Origin of the sequence: Bordetella flabilis, from assembly GCF_001676725.1 — a bacterium.
In the GTDB taxonomy this organism is placed as follows: Bacteria; Pseudomonadota; Gammaproteobacteria; order Burkholderiales; family Burkholderiaceae_B; genus Bordetella_C; species Bordetella_C flabilis.
Genome location: NZ_CP016172.1, coordinates 4752816 through 4775671, shown reverse-complemented (window position 1 = coordinate 4775671; position 22856 = coordinate 4752816). Strand labels below are relative to the sequence as shown.

15 protein-coding genes are annotated in these 22856 nt (G+C 65.7%); 11 read left to right on the top strand and 4 right to left on the bottom strand.

Annotated features, from left to right (window positions below; all coding sequences use genetic code 11):
• Positions 1 to 161: 161 nt before the first annotated feature.
• The 11 genes from BAU07_RS21255 (at position 162) to BAU07_RS21205 (ending at position 17770) form a co-directional block, all read left to right on the top strand.
• Positions 162 to 1067 carry a helix-turn-helix transcriptional regulator gene (locus BAU07_RS21255; RefSeq protein ID WP_066662138.1) on the top strand — a complete coding sequence of 302 codons (906 nt, stop codon included), beginning with the start codon at positions 162 to 164 and terminating at the stop codon, positions 1065 to 1067.
• A 113-nt stretch (positions 1068 to 1180) separates the two neighbouring features.
• Positions 1181 to 2839: a 2,3-epoxybenzoyl-CoA dihydrolase gene (gene boxC, locus BAU07_RS21250; RefSeq protein WP_066662135.1), complete on the top strand. Its 1659-nt coding sequence runs from the start codon at positions 1181 to 1183 to the stop codon at positions 2837 to 2839.
• Positions 2840 to 2853: 14 nt separating this feature from the next.
• Complete coding sequence (gene boxB / locus BAU07_RS21245; RefSeq protein ID WP_066662132.1) at positions 2854 to 4281, top strand: benzoyl-CoA 2,3-epoxidase subunit BoxB; 1428 nt, start codon at positions 2854 to 2856, stop codon at positions 4279 to 4281.
• A gap of 36 nt (positions 4282 to 4317) precedes the next feature.
• Entirely contained in the window at positions 4318 to 5652 is a 1335-nt protein-coding gene (gene boxA, locus BAU07_RS21240) for a benzoyl-CoA 2,3-epoxidase subunit BoxA (protein WP_066662129.1), read from the top strand.
• A gap of 81 nt (positions 5653 to 5733) precedes the next feature.
• The gene (locus tag BAU07_RS21235) at positions 5734 to 6183 is read left to right on the top strand and encodes a MaoC family dehydratase (protein WP_066662126.1); all 450 of its coding nucleotides are present in this window, start codon (positions 5734 to 5736) and stop codon (positions 6181 to 6183) included.
• Between the two features lie 89 nt (positions 6184 to 6272).
• On the top strand, positions 6273 to 7115 hold the full coding sequence (locus BAU07_RS21230; RefSeq protein ID WP_157122371.1) for a hypothetical protein: 843 nt from the start codon (positions 6273 to 6275) through the stop codon (positions 7113 to 7115).
• A 317-nt stretch (positions 7116 to 7432) separates the two neighbouring features.
• The gene (locus tag BAU07_RS21225) at positions 7433 to 8809 is read left to right on the top strand and encodes a hypothetical protein (protein ID WP_066662120.1); all 1377 of its coding nucleotides are present in this window, start codon (positions 7433 to 7435) and stop codon (positions 8807 to 8809) included.
• A gap of 116 nt (positions 8810 to 8925) precedes the next feature.
• Positions 8926 to 10719: a Hint domain-containing protein gene (locus BAU07_RS21220; RefSeq protein WP_066662117.1), complete on the top strand. Its 1794-nt coding sequence runs from the start codon at positions 8926 to 8928 to the stop codon at positions 10717 to 10719.
• A gap of 77 nt (positions 10720 to 10796) precedes the next feature.
• Positions 10797 to 11111 (top strand): hypothetical protein, encoded by a 315-nt coding sequence (locus tag BAU07_RS21215; RefSeq protein WP_066662113.1) that lies wholly within the window; start codon positions 10797 to 10799, stop codon positions 11109 to 11111.
• A gap of 75 nt (positions 11112 to 11186) precedes the next feature.
• Positions 11187 to 12626, top strand: coding sequence for a hypothetical protein (locus tag BAU07_RS21210; RefSeq protein WP_066662111.1), 1440 nt, complete (start codon positions 11187 to 11189; stop codon positions 12624 to 12626).
• Positions 12627 to 12778: 152 nt separating this feature from the next.
• Complete coding sequence (locus BAU07_RS21205) at positions 12779 to 17770, top strand: autotransporter outer membrane beta-barrel domain-containing protein (RefSeq protein WP_084025901.1); 4992 nt, start codon at positions 12779 to 12781, stop codon at positions 17768 to 17770.
• A gap of 7 nt (positions 17771 to 17777) precedes the next feature.
• Here the strand turns inward: BAU07_RS21205 and BAU07_RS21200 are convergent, their stop codons facing one another.
• The 4 genes from BAU07_RS21200 to BAU07_RS21185 all read right to left on the bottom strand — a co-directional run bounded on the left by BAU07_RS21200 (position 17778) and on the right by BAU07_RS21185 (position 22830).
• On the bottom strand, positions 17778 to 18485 hold the full coding sequence (locus BAU07_RS21200; protein WP_066662108.1) for an autoinducer binding domain-containing protein: 708 nt from the start codon (positions 18483 to 18485) through the stop codon (positions 17778 to 17780).
• A gap of 214 nt (positions 18486 to 18699) precedes the next feature.
• A complete protein-coding gene (locus tag BAU07_RS21195; protein WP_066662106.1) occupies positions 18700 to 19893 on the bottom strand; it encodes an acyl-CoA dehydrogenase in 1194 nt (397 codons plus the stop codon).
• Between the two features lie 54 nt (positions 19894 to 19947).
• Positions 19948 to 21636 (bottom strand): thiamine pyrophosphate-binding protein, encoded by a 1689-nt coding sequence (locus BAU07_RS21190; protein ID WP_066665609.1) that lies wholly within the window; start codon positions 21634 to 21636, stop codon positions 19948 to 19950.
• 216 nt (positions 21637 to 21852) lie between these two features.
• Positions 21853 to 22830 (bottom strand): Bug family tripartite tricarboxylate transporter substrate binding protein, encoded by a 978-nt coding sequence (locus tag BAU07_RS21185; protein WP_066662104.1) that lies wholly within the window; start codon positions 22828 to 22830, stop codon positions 21853 to 21855.
• Between the last annotated feature and the right edge of the window lie 26 nt (positions 22831 to 22856).

Genomic DNA, 22856 nt, shown 5'->3' with positions numbered 1-22856 from the left:
CGCTCCACTAGAATCACAGGCCCGCCCCCTGGGCGCTATCCGTCCTGCGATGTCAGCCGTTGTTCAATATGGCAGGAAAAATAGTGCTTTAATGGTCCTGGGTCAAGCACTATAATGCATGAACCGTCACGCCCTAGGGAAATCTCGGAGCAAGGAGACCCATGACTCAAGCGTTGGATATGGCGGCGCCCGAACCGCCTCGCGAGGCCTTTCTGGTGGCCCTGGGCGAACGCGTGCGCCGCCTGCGGGCGATCCGCGGCATGACGCGCAAGGCGCTCGCGCAAGCCACGGGCGTCTCCGAGCGCCATCTGGCCAACCTGGAGCACGGCGTCGGCAATGCTTCCATCCTGGTGCTGCTGCAGATCGCCAAGGCGTTCAACTGCGCGCTGGCCGAACTGGTGGGCGACGTCACCACGGAGTCTCCGGAATGGCTGCTGATCCGCGAGCTGCTGAGCGGACGCAGCGAAGCCGATCTGCAGCGCGCGCGCGAATCGCTGGCGCAGTTGTTCGGCGTCGGCGGCGGGCAGCGGCCCAATCGCATCCAGCGCATCGCCCTGATCGGCCTGCGCGGGGCGGGCAAATCCACGCTGGGCCAGATGCTGGCGGACGACCTGGGCTACCCCTTCGTCGAACTCAATGTCGAAATCGAGCGCGTCGCCGGTTGCGGCATCCTGGAAATCCATAATCTGTACGGTCCCAACGCCTACCGCCGCTACGAGCGGCGCGCGCTGGAAGAGGCCGTGCAGCTTTATCCGGAGATGGTCCTGGCCACGCCCGGGGGCCTGGTGTCGGAAGCCGCCACCTTCAACCTGCTGCTCGCGCATTGCTATACGGTGTGGCTGCGCGCCACGCCCGAGGAGCACATGGGCCGGGTCATGGCGCAAGGGGATTTCCGCCCCATGTCCGGCAACAGCGAGGCCATGGCCGACCTCAAGCGCATCCTGGCAGGCCGCGAGGCCTTCTACGCCAAGGCCGACCTGACCTGGAACACCAGCCATATGGACGTGGGCGAGTGCTTCGCGGGCCTGCGCGCCCAGGTACGCACGGCCGGCGGACTTCCGCTGTAAGGCGCCCTGCACTTTGTTGCATACGCGCCTTGACGCGTGCCTTCGGCTGCACTATTCTGCATCCCACAATACCGCATGCAATATTCTGCATGCGCACGATGCAGGAGACTTCCATGACGAACGCCGCGCCCCCGGTCGAGTTCCGCACCGACCCCAGCCGCTACCGCCACTGGCGCCTGACCACCGAAGGCCCGATCGCCACGCTGGCCATGGATGTGGCCGAAGATGGCGGCCTGCGCCCCGGCTACAAGCTCAAGCTGAACTCCTACGACCTGGGGGTCGACATCGAGCTGCACGACGCCTTGCAGCGCATCCGCTTCGAACACCCCGAAGTGCGGACGGTCGTGGTGACCAGCCTGAAGGACCGGGTTTTCTGTTCCGGCGCGAACATCTTCATGCTGGGCCTGTCGTCGCACGCCTGGAAAGTGAACTTCTGCAAGTTCACCAACGAAACGCGCAACGGCATCGAAGACGCCAGCCGGCATAGCGGCCTGAAGTTCATCGCCGCGGTCAACGGCGCCTGCGCGGGCGGCGGTTATGAGCTGGCGCTGGCCTGCGACGAAATCCTGCTGGTGGACGACCGCTCGTCGGCCGTGGCCTTGCCCGAAGTGCCGCTGCTGGGCGTGCTTCCCGGCACGGGCGGCCTGACGCGCGTGACCGACAAGCGCAAGGTGCGGCACGATCATGCCGATATCTTCTGCACGCTGGTGGAAGGCGTGCGGGGGGAACGCGCCAAGGCCTGGCGCCTGGTCGATGAACTGATCAAGCCGCAGCAGTTCGCGGCCGGGGTGCGCGAGCGCGCGCTGGCCTTGGCGGAAGGGAGCAGCCGCCCCGGGCAAGGACCCGGCGTGGCGCTGACGCCGCTGGCGCGCCGCGATGGCCCGGACAGCCTGTCCTATCGCTACGTCGATGTGGAAATCGACCGCGCGCGGCGCGTGGCCAACTGGACGGTGCGCGCGCCGGACGAACCCGTGGCGCAGGATCTGCGGGCCATCGTCGCGCAGGGCGCGGACTGGTGGCCCCTGCAGATGGCGCGCGAGCTGGATGATGCCATTCTGTGGATGCGCGCCAACGAGCTGGACATCGGTACCTGGCTGCTGCGCACGCATGGCGATCCGGCGGCCGTGCTGGCCGCCGATGCCGCGCTGCAGGCTCATGCCGGGCACTGGTTCGTCAATGAAACGGCGGGCATGCTGCGGCGTACCCTGGCGCGCCTGGACGTGACTTCGCGCACCCTGTTCGGCTTGGTGGAACCGGGGTCCTGCTTCGCCGGCACCTTGCTGGAACTGGCGCTGGCGGCAGACCGCATCTATATGCTGGATGACGAGGACGCCGCCACGCCGGCGCGCATCGTGGTGGGCGAACGCAACTTCGGCGCCTATCCCATGGTTAACGGCGAAAGCCGCCTGCAGCGCCGCTTCCATGGCGAAGCCGAGCCGCTGCAGGCGCTGCGGGCGCAGGCCGGGCAGCCCTTGTCCGCGCCACGGGCCCTGGACCTCGGCCTGGTGACCCTGGCTCCGGACGCGATCGATTGGGACGACGAAGTCCGGCTGGCGCTGGAAGAGCGCAGCGCGCTGTCGCCCGACGCGTTGACGGGCATGGAGGCGAACCTCCGCTCCGGCCCGCGCGAAACCATGGAAACCCGCATCTTCGGCCGGCTGACGGCATGGCAGAACTGGATCTTCAACCGCCCCAACGCCGTGGGGGAAAAGGGTGCGTTGAAGGTGTACGGCAAGGGCGAGCAAGCCGCCTTCGACTGGAACCGCGTTTAACCGGGAGCACCGATATGCCAGGCGTCAACTATTCCGACAAGATTCCCAACAACGTCAATCTGTCCGGCGACCGCGCCCTGCAGCGCGCCCTCGAGCACTGGCAGCCGAACTACCTGCAGTGGTGGCGCGACATGGGCCCCGACGGTTCGCACAACCACGACGTGTACCTGCGCACGGCCGTCAGCGTCGAGCCCGACGGCTGGGCGCATTTCGCCCATGTGAAGATGCCCGACTACCGTTGGGGCATTTTCCTGGCGCCGCAGGACGGCCAGCGCAAGATCCACTTCGGCGAAAACGCGGGCCGCGACGTGTGGCAGGACGTGCCCGGCGAACACCGGGCGAACCTGCGCCGCATCATCGTCACGCAGGGCGACACGGAACCCGCCTCCATTGAGCAGCAGCGCCACCTGGGGCTGACCGCGCCGTCGCAATACGATTTGCGCAATCTGTTCCAGATCAACGTGGAAGAAGGCCGGCACCTGTGGGCCATGGTCTATCTGCTGCACCGCTATTTCGGCCGCGATGGCCGTGAAGAGGCCGACGCGCTGCTGCAGCGCACGTCCGGCGACGCCGATAATCCGCGCATCCTGGGCGCTTTCAACGAAAGGACGCCGGACTGGCTGTCCTTCTACATGTTCACCTACTTCACCGATCGGGACGGCAAGTTCCAGTTGTGCGCGCTGGCGGAATCCGGCTTCGACCCGCTGGCGCGCACGACGAAGTTCATGCTGACCGAAGAGGCGCACCACATGTTCGTCGGCGAGTCCGGCGTCTCGCGCATCATCCAGCGCACCTGCGAGGTGATGAACCAGTTGAAGACCGACGACCCCGCCGCGGTGCGCGCCGCGGGCGTGATCGACCTGCCCACCATCCAGCGCTACCTGAACTTCCACTACAGCGTCACCATCGACCTGTTCGGCGCCGACCAGTCGTCCAATGCCGCCATCTTCTACAGCGCCGGCCTGAAGGGGCGCTACGAGGAAGGCAAGCGCAAGGACGACCACCAGCTCAAGCACGACATTTATCGCATCCTGGCGCTGGACGGCGGCAAGCTGCACGAAGTCGAAGTGCCCATGTTGAACGCCCTCAACGAAGTGCTGCGCGATGACTTCATCCGCGATTCGATGGCCGGCGTCGGCCGCTGGAACAAGGTCATCGAAAAGAACGGGATTCCCTTCCGGCTGGCCGTGCCGCACAAGGCCTTCAACCGCCAGATCGGCACGCTGGCCGGCATCAAGGTCACGCCCGAAGGCGAGATCGTGGACGACGCGCAGTGGCGCGCCGGCCAGGCGCGCTGGCTGCCCACCGAGGATGACCGTGCCTTCGTCGCCTCGCTCATGGGCCGCGTCACCGAGCCCGGAAAGTTCGCCAACTGGATCGCACCGCCCGTCATGGGGGTGAACCGCCAGCCGGTCGACTTCGAGTACGTGCGCTTCAATTGAACCGCGGCACGCGTCCGCCGCACCGAGGGTGAAACGATGAACGCGCCCCTGCCTGCCACGCTGTTGAAGCAGCACCTGATCGATCCGGAGATCTGCATCCGCTGCAACACCTGCGAGGAGACCTGTCCCATCGGCGCCATCACGCACGATGGCAATAACTACGTCGTCAATCCGGACATCTGCAACGGCTGCATGGCCTGCGTGCCGCCTTGCCCCACGGGGTCCATCGATAACTGGCGCGTCATCCCGCGCGCGCGGGCGTATGGCGTGGACGCGCAATTCGGCTGGGATGCCTTGCCGCCGCAGGAGCCCGTGGAAGATCTGTTGGCCGCCGCCGCGGCGGCGGACGCGGAGGCCGCTCCGGCGTCCGCTTCGGCGCCGGCGGTGAACTCGCCCGCCGCTGCGGCCGCGGCCGCCGGCCCCGGCGCGGCCGTGGCGACGGCCGGCGAAGCAGCCGACGATGCGGCGGATACGGCAAAACCGGCCCAGGTTGCCGGCGCCGTCGTCCCGCCCTGGTCGGCGGCCCACCCCTACGTCAACCTCTACACCCACAAGGAACCGGTCACCGCCACCGTGGTCGGCAATTACCGCGTCACCGATGGCGACGCCGAAAGCGATGTACGTCACATCGTGCTGGACTTCGGCGAAGCGCCGTTCCCCGTGCTGGAAGGCCAATCCATCGGCATCCTGCCGCCGGGCGTGGATGCGCGGGGCCGGCCCCATCACGCTCGCCAGTATTCCATCGCCAGCCCGCGCGACGGCGAGCGCCCCGGCTACAACAACCTGTCCCTGACCGTGAAGCGCGTGGTGGCGGGCCAAGACGGAAATACCCACGCGGGTGTGTGCTCGAACTACCTGTGCGACCTGGCCAAGCACGATACGGTGCGCGTGATCGGTCCCTTCGGCAATACCTTCCTGATGCCCGGCCGGCCGGGCGCCAATCTGCTGATGATCTGCACGGGCACCGGCTCGGCGCCCATGCGCGCCATGACCGAGCGTTGCCGGCGCCGCATGGGCGGCGACGAAAACGGCAAGCTGATGCTGTTCTTCGGCGCCCGCACGCGGCGCGAACTGCCGTACTTCGGCCCGCTGATGAAACTGCCCAGGGACTTCATCGACATCAACCTTGCCTTGTCGCGCGAGCCCGGGCGGCCCAGGCGCTACGTGCAGGACCTGATCGTGGAACGGGCGGAGGACGTGCTCGCCTTGCTGAACGACGAGAAGACGTGCGTGTACGTTTGTGGCCTGAAGGGGATGGAAACCGGCGTGCTGGAGGCCCTGCGGCACGCCGTTGTGCAAGCCGGCCAGGATTGGACTATCCTCCACCAGGCCTTGTGCCGCCAAGGCAGGCTGCATTTCGAGACGTACTGACCGCGACGCTTCTTCGCCCAGGCGCCCGACCGGCGTCCGGCATGGCGAAGCCCCGCGCGGTCGCCAACAGGAAGCCGCTTTATGAAGTTCGCCGATTTCAAGCAGGGCATGGTGATCCATGCCGGTCCCGTCAAGGTTACCGAGGCCGAAATCCTCGATTTCGCCCGCAAGTACGATCCACAGTGGTTCCATACCGATGTCCAGCGCGCCGAACAGGGCCGCTGGGGCGGGTTGATCGCCAGCGGCTGGCACACCTGCGCCATGGCGATGCGCATGGCCGTGGATGCGGCCCTGCACGATTCGGAGTCCTTCGGTTCCCCCGGGCTGGGCGAAGTGCGCTGGCGCGTGCCGGTGCGGCCCGGCGACCAGTTGCGGCTGGAGGCACGCGTGCATGGCGTGCGTAATTCTTCGTCGCGCAGCGACCTGGGCATCATCAACTGGAGCTGGACCGTCTACAACCAGCACGACGAAGCGGTGCTGGAGCTGGACGCGACCAGCCTGTTCGAACTGGGCGAGGACACGTCCGCTTGAGTCCCGGAATGATGGCGCGGGGGTTCCGGGGCGCGTTCGGGCCGGTCGTTGGCGCGGGACGCCGGGCCGGACGTCGGTCGGCCAGGGACTTGCTGGTCCGGTTGGCGATGCGGCCGGCGCGCCGGCCGACGGCGCTGATCGCGGCCTTGCTGTCCGGCGTCGCGATGCAGGCCACCGGCGCGCCTGCCGTGGAGGCCGGCGAACACTACACCTTGCGCCAGGCCGTCACAGCGTGGGACATGCTGGCCAAGGTCGATGTCCTGTGCCCCGATGGCGACCGGGACCGCGAGGCGCGTCGTTTCAGGGAACTGGAAACGGTCGCCAGGCAGCGCCTGAAGCTCTCGGCCAAAGCCATGCTGGAAAGGTTGCAGGACGAAACGCCACCGGTCCTGATGACGCCCGAGCAAGCCGTGGGGGTGGTGGGCAATGCCGGCGGCTGCAAGACCGAAGCATTCGCGCAATGGCGCGGCCGTGCCGCCTTCGCGGCCGATACGGCGCGCCAGGTGCTGGCCGGCCAGGCGCGCGCCGATCTGCAATGGCCGCGCGACCCGGCCCTGGAGCAGCCCTTGCGCATTACCGTGCTGGGACAGCGTAGCGATGCCGTTCACGGTGCCGCGGTCTGGCTGCGCGTGGACAATCCCGGAACGACCCCTATCCGTTTCGCCTTGCTGGGTCCGCAAACCTTCGTGGGCCTGTGCACCCGTCTCGCCATCACCGGCGTGCCGGTCGAACAAGGCTACGCGCCGCGCGAGTGGCTGATGCTGGCTGCACGGGGCAACGCTTCCGTGCAGATGGCGCGCGACCCGTCGTGTCCGCGACAGGGCCGGGTCAATGTGGGCGGCGCCGTCGTAACAGATACCGGTACGGGACCGCGCTACTGGCGCTTCCTGTCCCGCGGCGTAGGCACGATGCCCGCCGATATCCAGCCCTGACGCTGCTACGCCACGAAGGCGGCAAACACGGCCTCCGCGGTCGCGGGGCGTCATCCCGTTTCCTTGCCGGGGCAGTCCGCGCGCGCCGCTCCGGGCAGCCTGCCGGCAGTTTTGAATTCCCTTGGCCGGCCGAGGCTTCCGCAAAATAAAAACTGGCACTTCTGCCAGTTCGTATTACATCGGCGGCTCCATAGAATGATTTCCATGACGAACATTCGGTTGCGCGGGAAATATCACTCGCGCGCTGCCGGACCTGGTTCTTGCGCGCTGCCGGACCTGGGGCTTTGAAATCATCCAACACGCCAAGGAGATTCCAGATGGCCAATACGATTATGCCGCCCAGTGGTTCGGCCATGGGCGTGGACGCCCCGATGCGATTCGTCTTTACCTATGTGCCGCCCGGGCCCGCCGATCCCAAGGACGTCCCGGTCGTCTTCACCTGCACCGACAGCAATGTGAAGTTCGAACCGCCGCAGGCTGCGCCCGTAATGACGGACCCCGTCACGGGAGAACTGGCGGTGACGGTGATATACGGGGCGCTCACCGAAAACGAGACGGTGACCATCGATGTCAGGCCTTCGCCTACCGGCACGCCCTATATCAGCGGGACTTACACGACGGCGTGGGTCAAGACTGGCAAGCTGGTGCTGAGCCCGAAGTCCGTGCCCGTCGCCCCGCAACCCAGCGACCTGGGGAAACCAGGCTATACCGCCACCGCGACCGTGCAGTTCACGTGGCATGGTACGCCGCTCAAGAACTATCCGGTCGCCTTCCAAATGCAGGCGAACGTGCATGTATACGATTCCGCCGGCAACGAACTGCAGCCGGACGCCAACTACAACTATTATTTCTATACCGGCAGCACCGGCCAGCCGGCAACCTTCAAGGTGTCGAGCGAGTTCGAAGGCGTGTACACCTGCAGCGTGCGCTATGGCAGCCAGTACTCCGCCGATAACGACCACCTGAGTTTCATGCCGGAACTGACGGGCGGACCGCTGCCCCAGTTCAATCTGTGGTCGCCCTTGAACCTGGATGATTTCCCGGGACCCTTCGTCAACGCCACGATCGTGGGCGACCTGGACCATACCGTGCCGCCGACGCAGCCCGTGATTGCCTTGGTGAACCGTACCGCCGCAAGCGATATCGTGCCGTACGAAAGCCTGAAGACCGGCGTCAACATACAGAAGCAGAAGTTCTCGGGGCAGACCGAGTACTACGTGAACTGGATGACTACCGACACCACGAGCGGCATCACGACGCAGTCCCAGGCCGTGCTGGCTACGGTGACGGGAGATACCTGGCAGCATCCGCCCACGGACGGGGAACTGGCCAAACCGTATGTCCTGGGTATCGGCATTATCAACATCCCCTTGCTGCTGAAAGGCGACATCACGGTATTCGTGCCGGAGCTGACCACCGGCGATAAGATCACCCTGGTTTATTTCCTCAACGGCTGGGCGCCCGGCCAGAACCCGCCCGATGCCATCGCGAACAGCTACCCCGTGGAATATACGGCCACGACGACAGGCACCAACGCGGTCATGATCCCGGCGGGCAACCTGGGTGGCTACGCAGCCAACAACAACGAGCGCGGCACGTTCGAGTGCTATTACTACAAGGGCTGGGGGAGCGCAGGCGATAAGTCGACCTATTCGGCGCCCCTGTCGCCCATCATTCCGCTCGTGACGGCTTGATGCGCAGGCCGGATCGGCGTGCCGCCCACGCTGATCCGGTTGGCGGCCCGGTACGGCCATCAAGGCCGGGACCGGCAGTGCGCGCGGGATAGCTCCATACCACCAGGAGTACCAAAATGCGGCCCCCTTTGTCGATCGCGGCTATCGCGGTGTGCGCCTTGATGGCGCTGATGCCCATGCATGCAGCCTTTGCCAAGACCTTCCACCCGCCCAGTCCCGAAGACGATCGCGCGATGCGCGCCGCCGCGGACAACATACCGGCGACGGGCGAGCCGGTGGCATGCAGCCAGGATTTCGAGCCCGCCTACCGGGCGCTGTTGAATATGTGGGGCCGCGATCCGAAGAGCTTTCCCGCCGCGTACCGCACCTTGGATAAATTGAAGACGAGCAAGTGGAAGTTCCCCGACCGTACCGCGACCGGGCGGCCGGTCCGCTATGGCATGAACCACGCCCCGGACGGTTACTCCGTGGTCCACATTACCGCGACGGATGTTTATTTCAGGAACGTCACGGCGATGTCCTTCAGCACCATGTTCGTCAACGATACGGACACGTCCAAGTACGAGAGCCAGACGGTCAACGTCTATACGAAAGACTCGAACGGGCTGGCCTATCAGCTGATCGCGGCCGGCACCAATGACGGCGACGCCAGCATGCGGTATATGCCGGTCGTGGCGGAGGGATTCGGCACGGGCCCGAATAACCCATCCATGGCGAACGTGATCACGGTGGTCACCTTCGTGGGCGAGGCCGGGGGCAGCCCGTTCTGCTGGAATGTCCGCATGGACCGTGACCGCAGCGGGGGTACGACGTCGGTGAACGTATGGGACCCAACCTTTGCCACCGGCCATCAGAAGCCGGCCACCGGCAAGGACCGCACGATTATCTGCCTGAACCGCGGCGCGACCAACACGGCCGGGGATTTCTGCGATTACGGGCCGACGGAGCCTGGCACGGAGAACGACAACCTGGACCTGCTGTTTCCATTCGCGGGGACGCTGACCACCCTCAACAATATCTATACGGTCACGCTGGACGACGGCCGGGTCGTTCCAGGCTTTCCCAGCAAGGGCGGCGGTAAGCCCGCGTCCTTGATGATCAAGCTGGTGAAGGTCGAAGGCGGCGCATGCGATGCGGTATTCAACCTGGGCGCGCCGTGGAAGGGCTTCTACGTAAACGGCAACAAGCTGACCTGGCAGTTCTCCAATCCTAACGACCGGACGGATGCCAAGAACTACCTGAGCGCGGGCTCGATATCGGCATGCACGGCCCTCAGCCCCAGCGATGTACAGGACTGGTTCATGGTCGCGTCGCTCTACGATGTCGTGAACGGGCAGCCGATGAACTACATACCGATCGGGCTGGGTTCCCTGTCGGACGCGGACGGCTACGACACCAACAAGCTGCTTCCGCCTGTCGGTTTCCAATGGGGCTGCGTCATAGAGGGAACCCCGGTCGCCCTGGCGGACGGCGGCAGCGTACCCATCGAAAAGCTGAAAGCCGGCGATATCGTGATGGGACCGTCCGGGAAGCACCTGCGCGTGACGGGGATTACTCCGGGCCACGACCGGAACTTCGTCAAGCTGGTGAATGCCGCGGGCGACGCCGTGGTAGTGACCTTCGACCATCCGGTTTTGACGACGGACGGCATGCGCCGGGCCGACCATCTGAAGGTGGGCGATACCGTGTACGGACGCAACGGTCCGTCCGCCTTGCGCGAGGTGCGCATGGATAACCGCGACAAGCCGTCCGCCGTGTATAGCGTGCATCTTGCCGCCGCCAATGGAGGCGCCCTGGCCGATACCGACGATCACGCCTTCTATGCCGGCGCCATCCTGGTGGGCGACCACGTCGCGCAGGCCGCCCTCAGGCGCCAGGCGGCCAACGACAGAATGCAGGGCAAGAAGTGATTCAGCCGGTCGCATGACAGGACGAGGCCGGGCGAATCCGCCGGGCGGATGTCGACGATATTTCGGAGGGATAAGCCATGGCCTACGCGATAAATCTGAAGACGGCCACTTACGACCCCGCGGGGATCGTGAGCGCGACTTGGGATCTGCTGAAGCTCGACGGCAACGTCGGCTTCTCTGTCCGCATCGACTGGATGAACGGCTTCAATGCCTTCCTGGTGCGGGACGCCGCCGCGGTTTCGGTGTCGCTGCCCATGCAGTTCGATACGGCATACACATACAGCCTGACCTTGTACGGCCTGAAGGACGACGACGATGAGAACGACGACGTTTATTCCGCCCAGCTCCAGATTCCGGATTGGCCTCCTTCTCGGCAGACCGCACGGTCCTGACGTGCGTCGGTGCGTGGCCGCGCATGGCCGCACGGCGGTTCGTGCGCGATGAACCCAATATTGAGGTGAGATGCCATGGACGTCCAGTTCAACAATCCAGGTCCCGATACGCAGCTGATCGTGGGTACCTTCAATACGCTTACGGTGCGGGTCGGCGGCAATACCGGCGATACGATTTCATGGTCCGTCATTCCGACGGCGTCGCTGTCCGGGGCGAAGTCGGGAACCGCGAAGGTCGAGGCCGGCGTGGCCACGTTCAAGGTCGGCATCAAGAGCAGGCCCGGGGTCGATAGCCAGCGCATGGTCCTGGTTTCGGTCTGGGACACCAATGCGCCGGACGCCGGACACTGCACGGCATTGTTCGACTGCGCCCGGCCGCGCATGCAGTCCAGCATGAGCCGCGGCTATGGCGAAACCGCGGACCCGGAACGCTCTCCATTCGACTCCAACCATCCGGACCCGGACAAGGTCGTGATGCTCACGCTATGGCTGAGCGACGCGGACGAGGGGACGCCGCTGAACAACAGCAAGGTGACGTGGAAAGGCTACCTGGGCAATCCGACCTATGTATTGACCGCGGATAACAAGAACCCGCAGACCGACCCCAGCGATATCACGGGCAATACCTTCCTGACGTATACGGACCGCAATGGCCGCACGGCCCTGAAGTTCGCGAATACCGGACCTTCCATTATCCCGATGGGGTGCACCTGGGGCGGTGTGCTGACCCGGCCCTTCCCGCTCGTGTTCTCCGCATTGGGCACCACCTGGCTGGAAACCGGGGTCCAGGTGCCCGATATGCCGGACATCGTGGACCTGGACGATTACGACGCTACCGGCGTGCCGGTCACCATCGACGCCGATCCGAGCGTCGACTGGATGACGAACGGCACCCCCATCCTGCTGGGTTTCTGGCTGAACGGCTTCATGACGGCCGCCTACCAGTTGAAGGTCGGGGATACCGTGAAAATCCCGAAGCAGTACTTCATGTCGTTGAACACGACGGACAAGACGCCCAATAACGTCGCCTATACCGTCGTCCCGGCCATCAGCGGCAATGGCCTGGATTCGAACTACCTTCCCGTGAATGTGATGGGCGCGGTGACCGCGGCCCGCGCCCAACGGCCCAGCCCGGCATTGCAGGGACTGGCGCCTTACTTCCCCGGGAATCCCGATCCGGTGGACAGTGATGCAATCGCCGGCGGCCTGCAGGTATTCGTCCCGCAGTCGTACACCGCTTTCCAGAGTGGCGACACCGTTGTCATGAACCTCTTCCTGAACGGCCGCTTTCCCGGTACGGAAAACCCCAAGTCCGTCACGCTGTCCAGTCCGGAATTCGCCATTCCCGCGGACCAGTTATGGGGCCGGTTCTCCTTCGTGTTTCCGGAGAACCAATTGTCCGGCTTCGACGGCCCCAACGCCACGCTGGTGGCGCAGTACGAAGTGCGGCGGGGCGATGTGACGCTGTATTCCGACACGCGATCCGTCGGCCTTGCGACCGATACCACATCGTGACGGCAGGCCGTATGCCCGCTTGCTGGCGCGGCGCCTAAGGATTTTCTTATTCATAACCGTTTATCGGAAACCTAATCTCGTGGGCTTGACGAATTTCGGTCTAGGAAAATTCCGGCGTGTGTGTCGGGCAACCATATGGGCGGCGTACAGGAATGAATCGAGTCTATCGTTTGATACGAAGCAGGAAAACCGGCCAGATCGTGGCCGCATCCGAGCTTGCCAAGGGTGATCCGTCGTCGCATGGCGGGTCGGGCGGCGTGGTCGGCGGCGTACGGTCCCCGCGCCGCCATGGTGCATCCGCACTGTGGTGGCTGGGCGGGACGGCGGCGTCCTTCCTGCTTACGGCCAATGCGGCCTACGCAGCCTGCGGTCCGACCCAGACCACCAACCTGGGCGCCGGCCAGGCGGTGGAAACCTGCAACGATACCGAGATCGGCGTACTGGCCGATGGCACGTCCATCACCGCGCCGGGCGGCAACACCATCCTTACACGCGGCCAGAATGCCGACGGCGTCGTGGCCCGCAACGGCGGCACGGTCAACCTGGTGGGCACGAATATCACGGTCGAAGGCAATGGTTCGAACGGCGTGAGTCTCTCCACCTCCTCCACCGTCACCATGGACGCCAACACGGTGGTGAACGTGCATGGCAACGGCGGCGCGAGCGGGCTGGGCAGCAACGTCGCCGGTATCCGGGTGACGGGCACGTCGGGCCAGTCCAGCGCCATAAACATCAACGGGTCGCAGTTCGTCACGACAGGCACCAACGCGCTGGGCGGCGACTTCGAAGGCGTGCTGCAGAACCTGAATGTGCAAGGCGCCAGCTTCACGACGTCCGGCGACCAGTCCATCGGGGTGTTCATATCGACCAGCGGCGTACCGACGCTGACGAATACGACCATCCATACCTCGGGCAACGCCGCTGGCGGCCTGCTCGTCGGCGGCGGGGTGGGTACCAACGCGACGATGACCAACGGCGTCATTACGGTGGACGGCCAATCGATCGGCGCACAGGTGGTGAACGGCTCGATCCTGAATATGAACGGCACGACCGTCAACGCCGCCGGGACCAACTCGACGGGCTTGTCGGTGAACAACGGCGCCCGGCTGCTGCTGGGTGCGAGCGGACCCCTGACGGTCAACGCCACCGGCGCCGGCGCGGTGGGCCTGGCCGTGGGTTCCGCCACCGATGCCGGCAGGGTGACGCTGACCGACACGACCATCGCCGCCGGCGCGAACGCAAGCGACGCGATGCGCGTGAACCAGGCAGCCAGCACGGTCCAGTTCTCGCCCACGACCTTGCTGCAGGCGGCAGGGCCGGGCGCCAATGGGCTCGTGCTGGACAACGCGGCGGTCATGACCTTCGACCCGGCGCTCCCGGCCGGCGCGACCGTGTTGCCCCGCTTCAGCGTGACGGGTGACGGGGGCGCTGCGATCCAGGTCAACGGCGTGGGCACCCAGGCCTTCCTCAATGACGTCACGCTTGATGCAACACAGACCAGCGCGCTCACGCTTGGGGCGAATTCCTGGGGCTTGCACGCGACGAACGGCGGCGTGGCTGCCATAACCGGTACGGCGTCGCTGAACGGGCTAGGACTCTGGGCGGCCGGCAGCGGGCCGGCCGCGATTGGCACGATACGCCTGGATGCCGGCGTGACGGCCACGGATCTGCACGCGCAAGTGGACGACTACGGCCTTCTGGACATCAGCCCGCGCAGCCCGACCAGCACCTTCACGCTGGACTCCCTGCAGGGGACCGGTACCGCGGGCACCGGTGAAGTGTTGATCGGCCCCGTCGACCTCGACATCGCAGGCGCCCAGCAGACCAGCTACGCGGGTCAAATACAGGGCAACGGCGACCTTATCCGCAGCGGAACCGGCAGCCTCACGCTCACGGGCGCCAATGCGCTGACGAACTTCACCGGCACCGCGCATATCCGGGATACCGCCACGCTGGGCCTGGCGGGCGCCGCGCAGGGCACCGGGGTCGCTTTCGATTTTTCGGCGCCCGGCGCCACGCTGGATATTTCCGGTTCGACGGCGCCAGGCGGCGTACAGGTGGGCCGTATCAACAGCCTTGCCGCGGGCAATGGCACGATCAGCCTGGGCTCCAGCAATCTCACCGTATCGTCTGCGCAGGCTTCCGATTTCAGCGGCACGATTCAGGACGCGCCGCAAGGCAATGGCCGGTTGACCAAGGCGGGGACCGGCACCCTGACGCTTTCGGGCGCCAATGTGTTCAATTTCGGCGCCGGCAGCGGCGGCGGCGTTCTGGTGCAGGACGGTACGCTGGCGGTGGCGGGGGCCGCCAATGCCACCCAGCGCACCTTCAATGTGAGCGGGCCCGGCGTGCTCGACGTGTCGGCGGTGTCGAATCCCGACGGGAATTTCAATACCGGCATGATCTCCGGCGACGGCACGATCAATCTGGGCGCGAACTCCCTGACCGTCGACGGTGTCAACAACCTGGATGGCACCAGCACGGGTACATTCTCCGGCACGCTGACGGGCGGTAACGCGGCTGGCATGGGCCTGATAAAGAAAGGCCCGGGCACGCTTATCCTGTCGGGCAACAACGCGTTCGGTTATGTGGGCGGCACGGATATCGAGTCCGGTGTCCTGGCGATCCGCAACGTCACCCCCGCCACGTTCACCAGGACGGTGACGCTCGATGGCGGCTGGCTGGACCTGTCGGATGTCGGCCCGCCCAATGAGACGACGGCGAACAACTGGCCCAACATCACGGTGAACCAGGGCGCCAATGCCAGCCAGGGCGGCATCATCGGCGCCGACGACAACATGACCTATAACGTCGGCGCGGGCGCCACGCAGACGGTGGCGTACCACCTGGGCGATGGCACCACGCCGAACGGCCAGGGCATATTCGTCGTCAAGCAGGGGGCCGGCACCCTCGAATTGAGCGGCGCCAACAATTATGTCGGCAACACGCGCATCGAAGGCGGGACCCTGAAGGTCACCAGCGATAGCAACCTGGGCGATACCTCGGTCGCCCGCGAAGTGGTGCTGGATGGCGGCGACCTGGATGTTGGCGGCAGCTTCAGCTCCGCGCGCAATATCGAACTGCGCACGGCGGGCGCGGTCAATGTGGAGGCCGGCCAGGACACGACTTGGCGCGCCGTGGTCGACAACGGCGCCGGCCTTACCTTCACCAAGAACGGCGCCGGCCGCCTGGCCTTGAGCGGCGCGAGCCAGGTGGGCGGGGTCGTCGCCAACGCCGGGGAACTCGATATGGGGGCGGCCACCGTGGACAGCACGGCGGCTGGGACCGCCGCCGTTGCGGTGCATGGCAGCACCGTCGGTTTCACGGGCGGTACGATCAACAGCGCCGATGACGCGATCGTTTCCGACGGTGCGAGCGTGGTCAACCTGAGCGGGACAACCTTGAACGCTGCCGCGGGCAAGGCGCTGTATCGCGTGGCCGGCGGCCAAGGCACGCTGAACGCGGACGGCCAGGCCTTGTCGGGCACGCTGCGCGCCGACGCGGGCGCCGGGCTGGTCCTGAATCTGAATAACGGCAGCGTCTATACGGGCACGCCCACGCTGGGGGATGCCACCAGCACCGCGGCGGTGAATGTGAACGACGCATCCAGCGTCTGGAATGTCACAGGCGATGCGACCGTGAGCGGCCTGACCAATGCCGGTACGGTGGCCTTCGGCGCGCCGTCCGGCGGGGCGTATAAATCGCTGACGGTAAACGGCGATTACAACGGCGGTGGCACCGTGGTGATGAACACGGCCCTGAATACCGGCGGCCCCTTGGCGGCGCAAAGCACCGACCGCTTGCTCATCAAGGGCAACGTGACCGGCACGACGACGCTACAGCTCAATACTACGGGAACCGGCGCGAACACGAACACGTCGCTGAACAACCTGATGGTGCCGACGGAAGGCATCTCGCTGGCCCAGGTCTCCGGCAACGCATCGGGCGATTCGTTCAAGCTGGCCGGCGGTTATGTCGCGGCCAACGGCAGCCCCTACCAGTACCGGGTCTTCGCCTATGGGCCAGGACAGACGGCGGCTTCGCAATCGCTGTTGGGCGCGTCCAGCCTGGATTGGGATTATCGCCTGCAGACGGCCTATCTGGACGCGAATGGCAATCCCGTTCCGGGCGTCCCCGCGCCCGGCGGCGGTCCCGGGGGGCCGGGCGGTCCGGGTGGACCCGGCGGCGGACGTCCTGCCGTCGTGGCGCAGGCGAGCTCCGACCTGGTCGCGCCATTGGCCATGCAGAACTATGGCGCCACGGTCATGAGCAGCCTCAACCGTCGCCTGGGAGAAATCCGCGGGGACGACGGTCCGCCGCCGGACAACCGAGCTGAAATGTTCAGCCGCGTCATCGCCTCCAGCAGCAGCTACCGTTCCAACCGGGATTTCGATGACTATGGCTACGACTTCCACCAGGACATCCAGGCCATGCAGATCGGCGGCAACTGGCTGCACCTGGCGGACCAGGACCAGAACCTGCGCCTGGGCGCGGCGGTGACCATCGGCTCGACATCCGTGCGTCCGAAGACGGAGGATGCGGAATCCAGCAAATTCCGGGTCGATGCGCGCAGCCTGGCGCTGACCGGCACATGGCAGCACAAGAGCGGCTGGTACGTCGACGGCGTGCTGTCGGCGGGCACCTTCGACGGCGATATCGAAACCGACAAGAGCGGCAAGGCCGGAAAGATCAAGGGCAATAGCCTGGAAGCGTCCGTGGAGACCGGCAAGGCCTTCACGCTCGACAACGGCTACGTGATCGAACCGCAATTGCAGTTGATGAGCCAGACGTTCCGCTTCGACGATCACACCGACGTGGACGGCGTCCATACCGACTGGAGCGACAACACCTACCTGACGGCCCGCGGCGGCGTGAAGGTATCCATTCCGGTGCCCTCGGCGCCGCAATGGAAGCCGTATGTGGCGGCCAACCTCTTGCAAACCTGGGGTGGCAACAACGAAGTCAAGCTGGCGGATACCTCGTTCACGCCCGGCACGGTCGGCACGGCGCTGCAGCTGCAGGTCGGCGCCACGGGGCGGCTTACGCCCAACCTGTCCGTCTACGGCGATCTGTCCGGGCAGCAGCGCCTCGGCCACGGCACGAGCTCGGTGTCCGCGAATGTGGGGATACGGTATCTGTTCTAGGGCCGCCCTACAGCAAGCCGAGCATCGCGGCCTTCAGCGCGGCGGCGGTCTTGTTGGCCGCCGTCAGCTTCTGGAGGATTTTCTCCATATGGAAATTCACGGTCCGTTCGGAGATGTGCATGATGCGGCCGATGGCGCCGCTGGTCTTGCCGTCGGCGGTCAGCCGCAGTATCTGGACTTCCTGGCCCGAAAGACTGGCGCGGGTTTCAGGCATGTATTTCGGTATCAGCAACTGGGCAAGGCCACGGTGCGCCGTGTGGGCCAGCCAGGTCAGGCGCGGCGACAGTTGGTCCAGGTCCCTGGGCATCCGGGACTGGGTGCTCGCCAGGTTGAGTGCGCTGCTGACGCCCCTGGGGCCGTGGCATGTCTGGCCCCAGCCCGCCTTCAGGCCATGCATTGTGGCGTCTTGCCAGAACGGCGGGGGATACATGGGAAGTTCGGTAGACCAGACCAGCGGGTTCGTCGCATCGTCGATCGGGCCGCTGCCTGTTCTTGCAAACGCCAGGGCGGTGGTCATCGTGGCCCATTGCCATCCCGCCGGGCAATTATCGTGAAGGATCAGCCTGGGGTTGCTGACCGGCAAGGGCAACCGCATGCCGAAGGCGTAGTAGTCGAAGCCCAGCCGTCCCGCGATGTCGCGCAGGAGGTTGAAAAAGCGCTGCTGGTTGCCCGCCACCAGCAATAGCTCTACCCGCTCTCGCTCCCAATCGTCCATGCGGCCACTCCCCCTCGAGCGCCTCGTGCGTCGAAAATCCGTGCGCGGACAGTATCGCCATGGTCCCCGGGCTCGGCACGGGGGCAGGGCGTAATGTTTGGTATCGGAGTGTTGAGCGGGGCGCGGCACCCCGTTGGTTGCTGCTTGCCATTCGCCGCGTTCGCCGTTCGCGCGGGTCCGGCCCGCGGGAACGGCGTGAGCCTGGCAGCCCGGTTCAGCAGAACGCCTGGATGCCGGTCTGCGCGCGGCCCAGGATCAAGGCATGCACGTCGTGCGTGCCTTCATAGGTGTTGACGACTTCCAGGTTGACCAGGTGGCGCGCCACGCCGAACTCGTCGGAAATGCCGTTGCCGCCCATCATGTCGCGCGCCATGCGGGCCACGTCCAGGGCCTTGCCGCAGGAATTGCGCTTCATCAGCGAGGTGATTTCCACGGCCGCCGTTCCTTCGTCCTTCATGCGTCCCAGCCGCAGGCAGCCTTGCAGGCCCAGCGTGATTTCCGTCTGCATGTCCGCGAGCTTTTTCTGTATGAGCTGGTTGGCCGCCAACGGGCGGCCGAACTGCTTGCGGTCCATGGTGTACTGGCGCGCGGTATGCCAGCAGAACTCGGCCGCGCCCAGCGCGCCCCAGGCAATGCCATAGCGCGCGGAATTCAGGCAGGTGAAGGGTCCCTTCAGTCCGCTGACGTGCGGCAGCATTTGCGCCTCGGATACCTCGACTTCGTCCATGACCACTTCGCCGGTAATGGACGCGCGCAAGCCGACCTTGCCGTGGATGGCCGGCGCGGACAGGCCCTTCATGCCCTTTTCCAGGATGAAGCCACGGATCTTGCCGTCGTGATCGCCGCCGACGCACTTGGCCCAGACCACGAATACATCGGCGATCGGCGAATTGGTGATCCACATCTTGCTGCCGGTCAGCCTGTAGGTGGATCCGCTCAATACCGCACGCGTTTCCATGCTGCCGGGGTCCGAGCCGTGATTCGGTTCGGTCAATCCGAAGCAGCCTATCCATTCCCCGCTGGCGAGCTTGGGCAGGTATTTGCTTTTCTGTTCTTCGCTGCCGAATTCATTGATCGGCACCATGACCAGGGACGACTGCACGCTCATCATCGAGCGATAGCCGGAGTCGATGCGTTCCACTTCGCGCGCGATCAGGCCATAGCAGACATAGTTCAGGCCGGCGCCGCCGTATTCGGTCGGGATGGTCGGGCCCAGCAGCCCCAGCTCGCCCATTTCGCGGAAGATGGCCGGATCGGTTTTTTCATGGCGAAACGCTTCCAGCACGCGCGGCGCCAGCTTGTCCTGCGCGTACGCGGCAGCCGCCTCGCGCACCATGCGTTCGTCCTCGTTGAGCTGCGCGTCGAGCAACAGCGGATCCTGCCAATGGAAAGAAGGATTGGATGACATCGAAAAACTCCTGGTCTTGCTGGTTTTCAAATCGTGGACCGTGCGTGCCGCGTATCAGTGCCTGGCCTTCAATGCCGCGTCGCGGATCTTCTCGAGGGTGGTGGTCGGCGTGATGACCTCGGGGTCGATCAGGCAATGCACGATGGCAGGCTTGCCGCTGGACAGCGCGCGCTGCAATGCCGGCGCGAATTCCTCCGTGGATTCGACGCGTTCGCCGTGGCCGCCGAAGGCGCGCGCATAGGCGGCGAAATCGGGATTGCGCAGTTCCGTCGCCGAAACCCGGCCCGGATAGTGCCGTTCCTGGTGCATGCGGATGGTGCCGTACATGCGGTTGTCGATGACCAGCACCAGAATGGGCAGGTCGTACTGCACCGCCGTCGCGAACTCCTGGCCATGCATCAGGAAGCAGCCGTCGCCGGCCAGGCAGACCACCGTGCGGTCGGGATACACCCGCTTGGCGCCCACCGCAGCCGGCAGGCCATAACCCATGGAGCCGGACGTGGGCGCCAACTGCGTGCCGTAGCGCTGGAAGCGGTGGAAGCGATGCAGCCAGGTGGCGTAATTGCCCGCGCCGTTGGTCATGATGGCGTCGGCGGGCAGGGTTTCGCGCAGCGTCTGCATCACAGCGCCCATCTGCAGGGCGCCCGGGGTTCTGACCGCGGCAGGGTCGCTCCACGACAGATACGAGGCATGCGCCGCTTCCGTATCCTGCGGCCACCCCGCCGCGCCGCTCGTGGGGCGTAGGTCCGCCAGCGCCTGGGTGAAGGCGATGGGGGAGGCATTGATCGCCAGCGTCGCACGATACACGCGGTTCAATTCGCCGCTGTCCGGATGCACATGCACCAGCTTCTGCCTGGGCACGGGGATGTCGAAGAGCGTATAGGACTGGCTGGGCATTTCCGACATGCGGCCGCCCACCAGCAGCACCACGTCCGCATCCTGCACGCGCTTGAGCAGGGCCGGGTTCAGGCCGATGCCGACGTCGCCGGCGTAGCAGGGATGGTCGGCCGGGAACAGCATCTGCCGCCTGAACGACACCGCGACCGGCAATTGGAAGCGGGTGGCGAAATCGGCGAAACCCTGCACGGCGTCGGCGTCCCAGCGCGCGCCGCCCAGGATGGCGATGGGCGCGCGGGCCGACTTCAGCAGCGTTTCGAGTTCGGCCAGTTGCGCCGGCGTGGGCGCGCTATCGATGACTTCGTAATGCGGCGCGTCGGCGACTTCGGCCGTTTCGACCAGCATGTCCTCGGGCAGCGCGATGACCACGGGCCCGGGCCGGCCCGAGGTCGCGACGTGGAAGGCGCGCGATACCAGTTCGGGAATGCGTTCGACCTGGTCGATTTCGGTCACCCATTTCGCCTGGGTGCCGAACACGGCGCGGTAATCCATCTCCTGGAAGGCTTCGCGCTCGCGCATGCCGCGTTCGATCTGGCCTACGAAAAGGATCAGGGGGGTGGAATCCTGCATCGCGATGTGCACGCCCGCCAGGGCGTTCGACGCCCCCGGCCCGCGGGTGACCATGCAGATGCCCGGCTCGCCGGTGAGCTTCCCATGGGCATCGGCCATCATGGCGGCGCCGCCTTCCTGGCGACAGACCGTGACCTCGATACGGGCGTCATGCAGGCCGTCCAGGACGGCCAGGTAGCTTTCGCCAGGCACGCAGAACACGTGCTTCACGCCCTGGGCAATGAGTTGATCGACAAGAATATGCCCGCCCAGGCGGGATGGCTGCGGAGTCGGCATGGGATGGAATTCGATGAACGCGGACAAAGGTAATCGTGAGAATAGTGTTCCAAACCCGCACAACGCAATTGATAAAACCGCACAATCTAGTGCGCGGGCGGCACGTCGCTTTTGCTGTGGTGCAGCAAAAAGGCGCCCGGTGGGCGCCTTGCTTGCCAGCCGGGGCGCTGACGCAATGCCCTTGCGTCGGCCCGGCGGTCTTCCCTGGCTGCGGGGCTAGTTCGCCTTGATGCCGGCTTCCTTGACCAGCTTGCCCCATTTGGCGCGTTCGGCCTGCATATGGGCGGTGAAGTCCTGCGGGGTTCCACCCGTGGTCTGGGCGCCGAGTTCAGCCATGCGCTGCTGCACCCCCTTGTCGGCCAGGATGGTGTTCAGCGTGGCGTTGAGCTTGGCGATGACGTCCGGCGGCGTACCCTTGGGCGCGACGATGCCGGTCCACGACAGGGACTCGTAGCCCTTCAGTCCCGCCTGGTCCAGCGTCGGCGCTTCCGGCAGCGCGGGCAGGGGTTTCATGCTGGTGACTGCAAGCGCCTTGACCTTGCCCGATTGCGCCATGGGGACCGCCGAGGGCGCGTTGTCGAAGATCATGCTGATCTGGCCGCCCACCAGGTCCACCAGCGCCTGGCCGCTGCCCTTGTAGGGGACGTGCATGATGTCCACGTCGGCCATGCGCTTGAAGAGCTCGCCCGACAGGTGGGTGGAGCTGCCGGCCCCCGAGGATGCGAAGGACAACTGGCCCGGCTTGGCCTTGGCCAGCTTGATGAGCTCGGCCACGTTGGTGACCGGCAGGTCCTTGTTGACGATCAGCACGTTGCTTATCGAGGCGGTGTAGGCGACGGGCGTCAGGTCGCGTTCGACCGAATAGCCGGGATTGGCGTAGATGAACTCGTTGACCGCCAGCACGCCGGTCGTCCCCAGCAGCAAGGTATGGCCGTCGGGCTTGGCCCGCGCGACCAGCGATGCGCCGATATTGCCGCCGGCGCCCGGGCGGTTCTCCACGATCACGCTCTGGCCCAGGGCCGCGCCCATCTTCTCGGCCAGGAGACGGCCGATCACGTCGGTCGACCCGCCCGGCGAGAACGGGATGACCAAGGTCATCGGCCCTTGCGGAAACGCCGTCTGCGCGCACGCGGGCGCGGCGGCGCCCAGCGCCATGGTCACCAGGGACAGCCCCAGCAGCTTGCGGTAATTCATGTTCTTCCCCTTCGTCGTTCAAGTTG

What these genes read in the sequence shown, in the direction of transcription:
- BAU07_RS21255 (WP_066662138.1), top strand. Translation starts at nt 162, where the DNA reads ATGACTCAAGCGTTGGATATGGCGGCGCCCGAACCGCCTCGCGAGGCC.
- boxC (WP_066662135.1), top strand. Translation starts at nt 1,181, where the DNA reads ATGACGAACGCCGCGCCCCCGGTCGAGTTCCGCACCGACCCCAGCCGC.
- boxB (WP_066662132.1), top strand. Translation starts at nt 2,854, where the DNA reads ATGCCAGGCGTCAACTATTCCGACAAGATTCCCAACAACGTCAATCTG.
- boxA (WP_066662129.1), top strand. Translation starts at nt 4,318, where the DNA reads ATGAACGCGCCCCTGCCTGCCACGCTGTTGAAGCAGCACCTGATCGAT.
- BAU07_RS21235 (WP_066662126.1), top strand. Translation starts at nt 5,734, where the DNA reads ATGAAGTTCGCCGATTTCAAGCAGGGCATGGTGATCCATGCCGGTCCC.
- BAU07_RS21225 (WP_066662120.1), top strand. Translation starts at nt 7,433, where the DNA reads ATGGCCAATACGATTATGCCGCCCAGTGGTTCGGCCATGGGCGTGGAC.
- BAU07_RS21220 (WP_066662117.1), top strand. Translation starts at nt 8,926, where the DNA reads ATGCGGCCCCCTTTGTCGATCGCGGCTATCGCGGTGTGCGCCTTGATG.
- BAU07_RS21215 (WP_066662113.1), top strand. Translation starts at nt 10,797, where the DNA reads ATGGCCTACGCGATAAATCTGAAGACGGCCACTTACGACCCCGCGGGG.
- BAU07_RS21210 (WP_066662111.1), top strand. Translation starts at nt 11,187, where the DNA reads ATGGACGTCCAGTTCAACAATCCAGGTCCCGATACGCAGCTGATCGTG.
- BAU07_RS21205 (WP_084025901.1), top strand. Translation starts at nt 12,779, where the DNA reads ATGAATCGAGTCTATCGTTTGATACGAAGCAGGAAAACCGGCCAGATC.
- BAU07_RS21200 (WP_066662108.1), bottom strand. Translation starts at nt 18,485, where the DNA reads ATGGACGATTGGGAGCGAGAGCGGGTAGAGCTATTGCTGGTGGCGGGC.
- BAU07_RS21195 (WP_066662106.1), bottom strand. Translation starts at nt 19,893, where the DNA reads ATGTCATCCAATCCTTCTTTCCATTGGCAGGATCCGCTGTTGCTCGAC.
- BAU07_RS21190 (WP_066665609.1), bottom strand. Translation starts at nt 21,636, where the DNA reads ATGCCGACTCCGCAGCCATCCCGCCTGGGCGGGCATATTCTTGTCGAT.
- BAU07_RS21185 (WP_066662104.1), bottom strand. Translation starts at nt 22,830, where the DNA reads ATGAATTACCGCAAGCTGCTGGGGCTGTCCCTGGTGACCATGGCGCTG.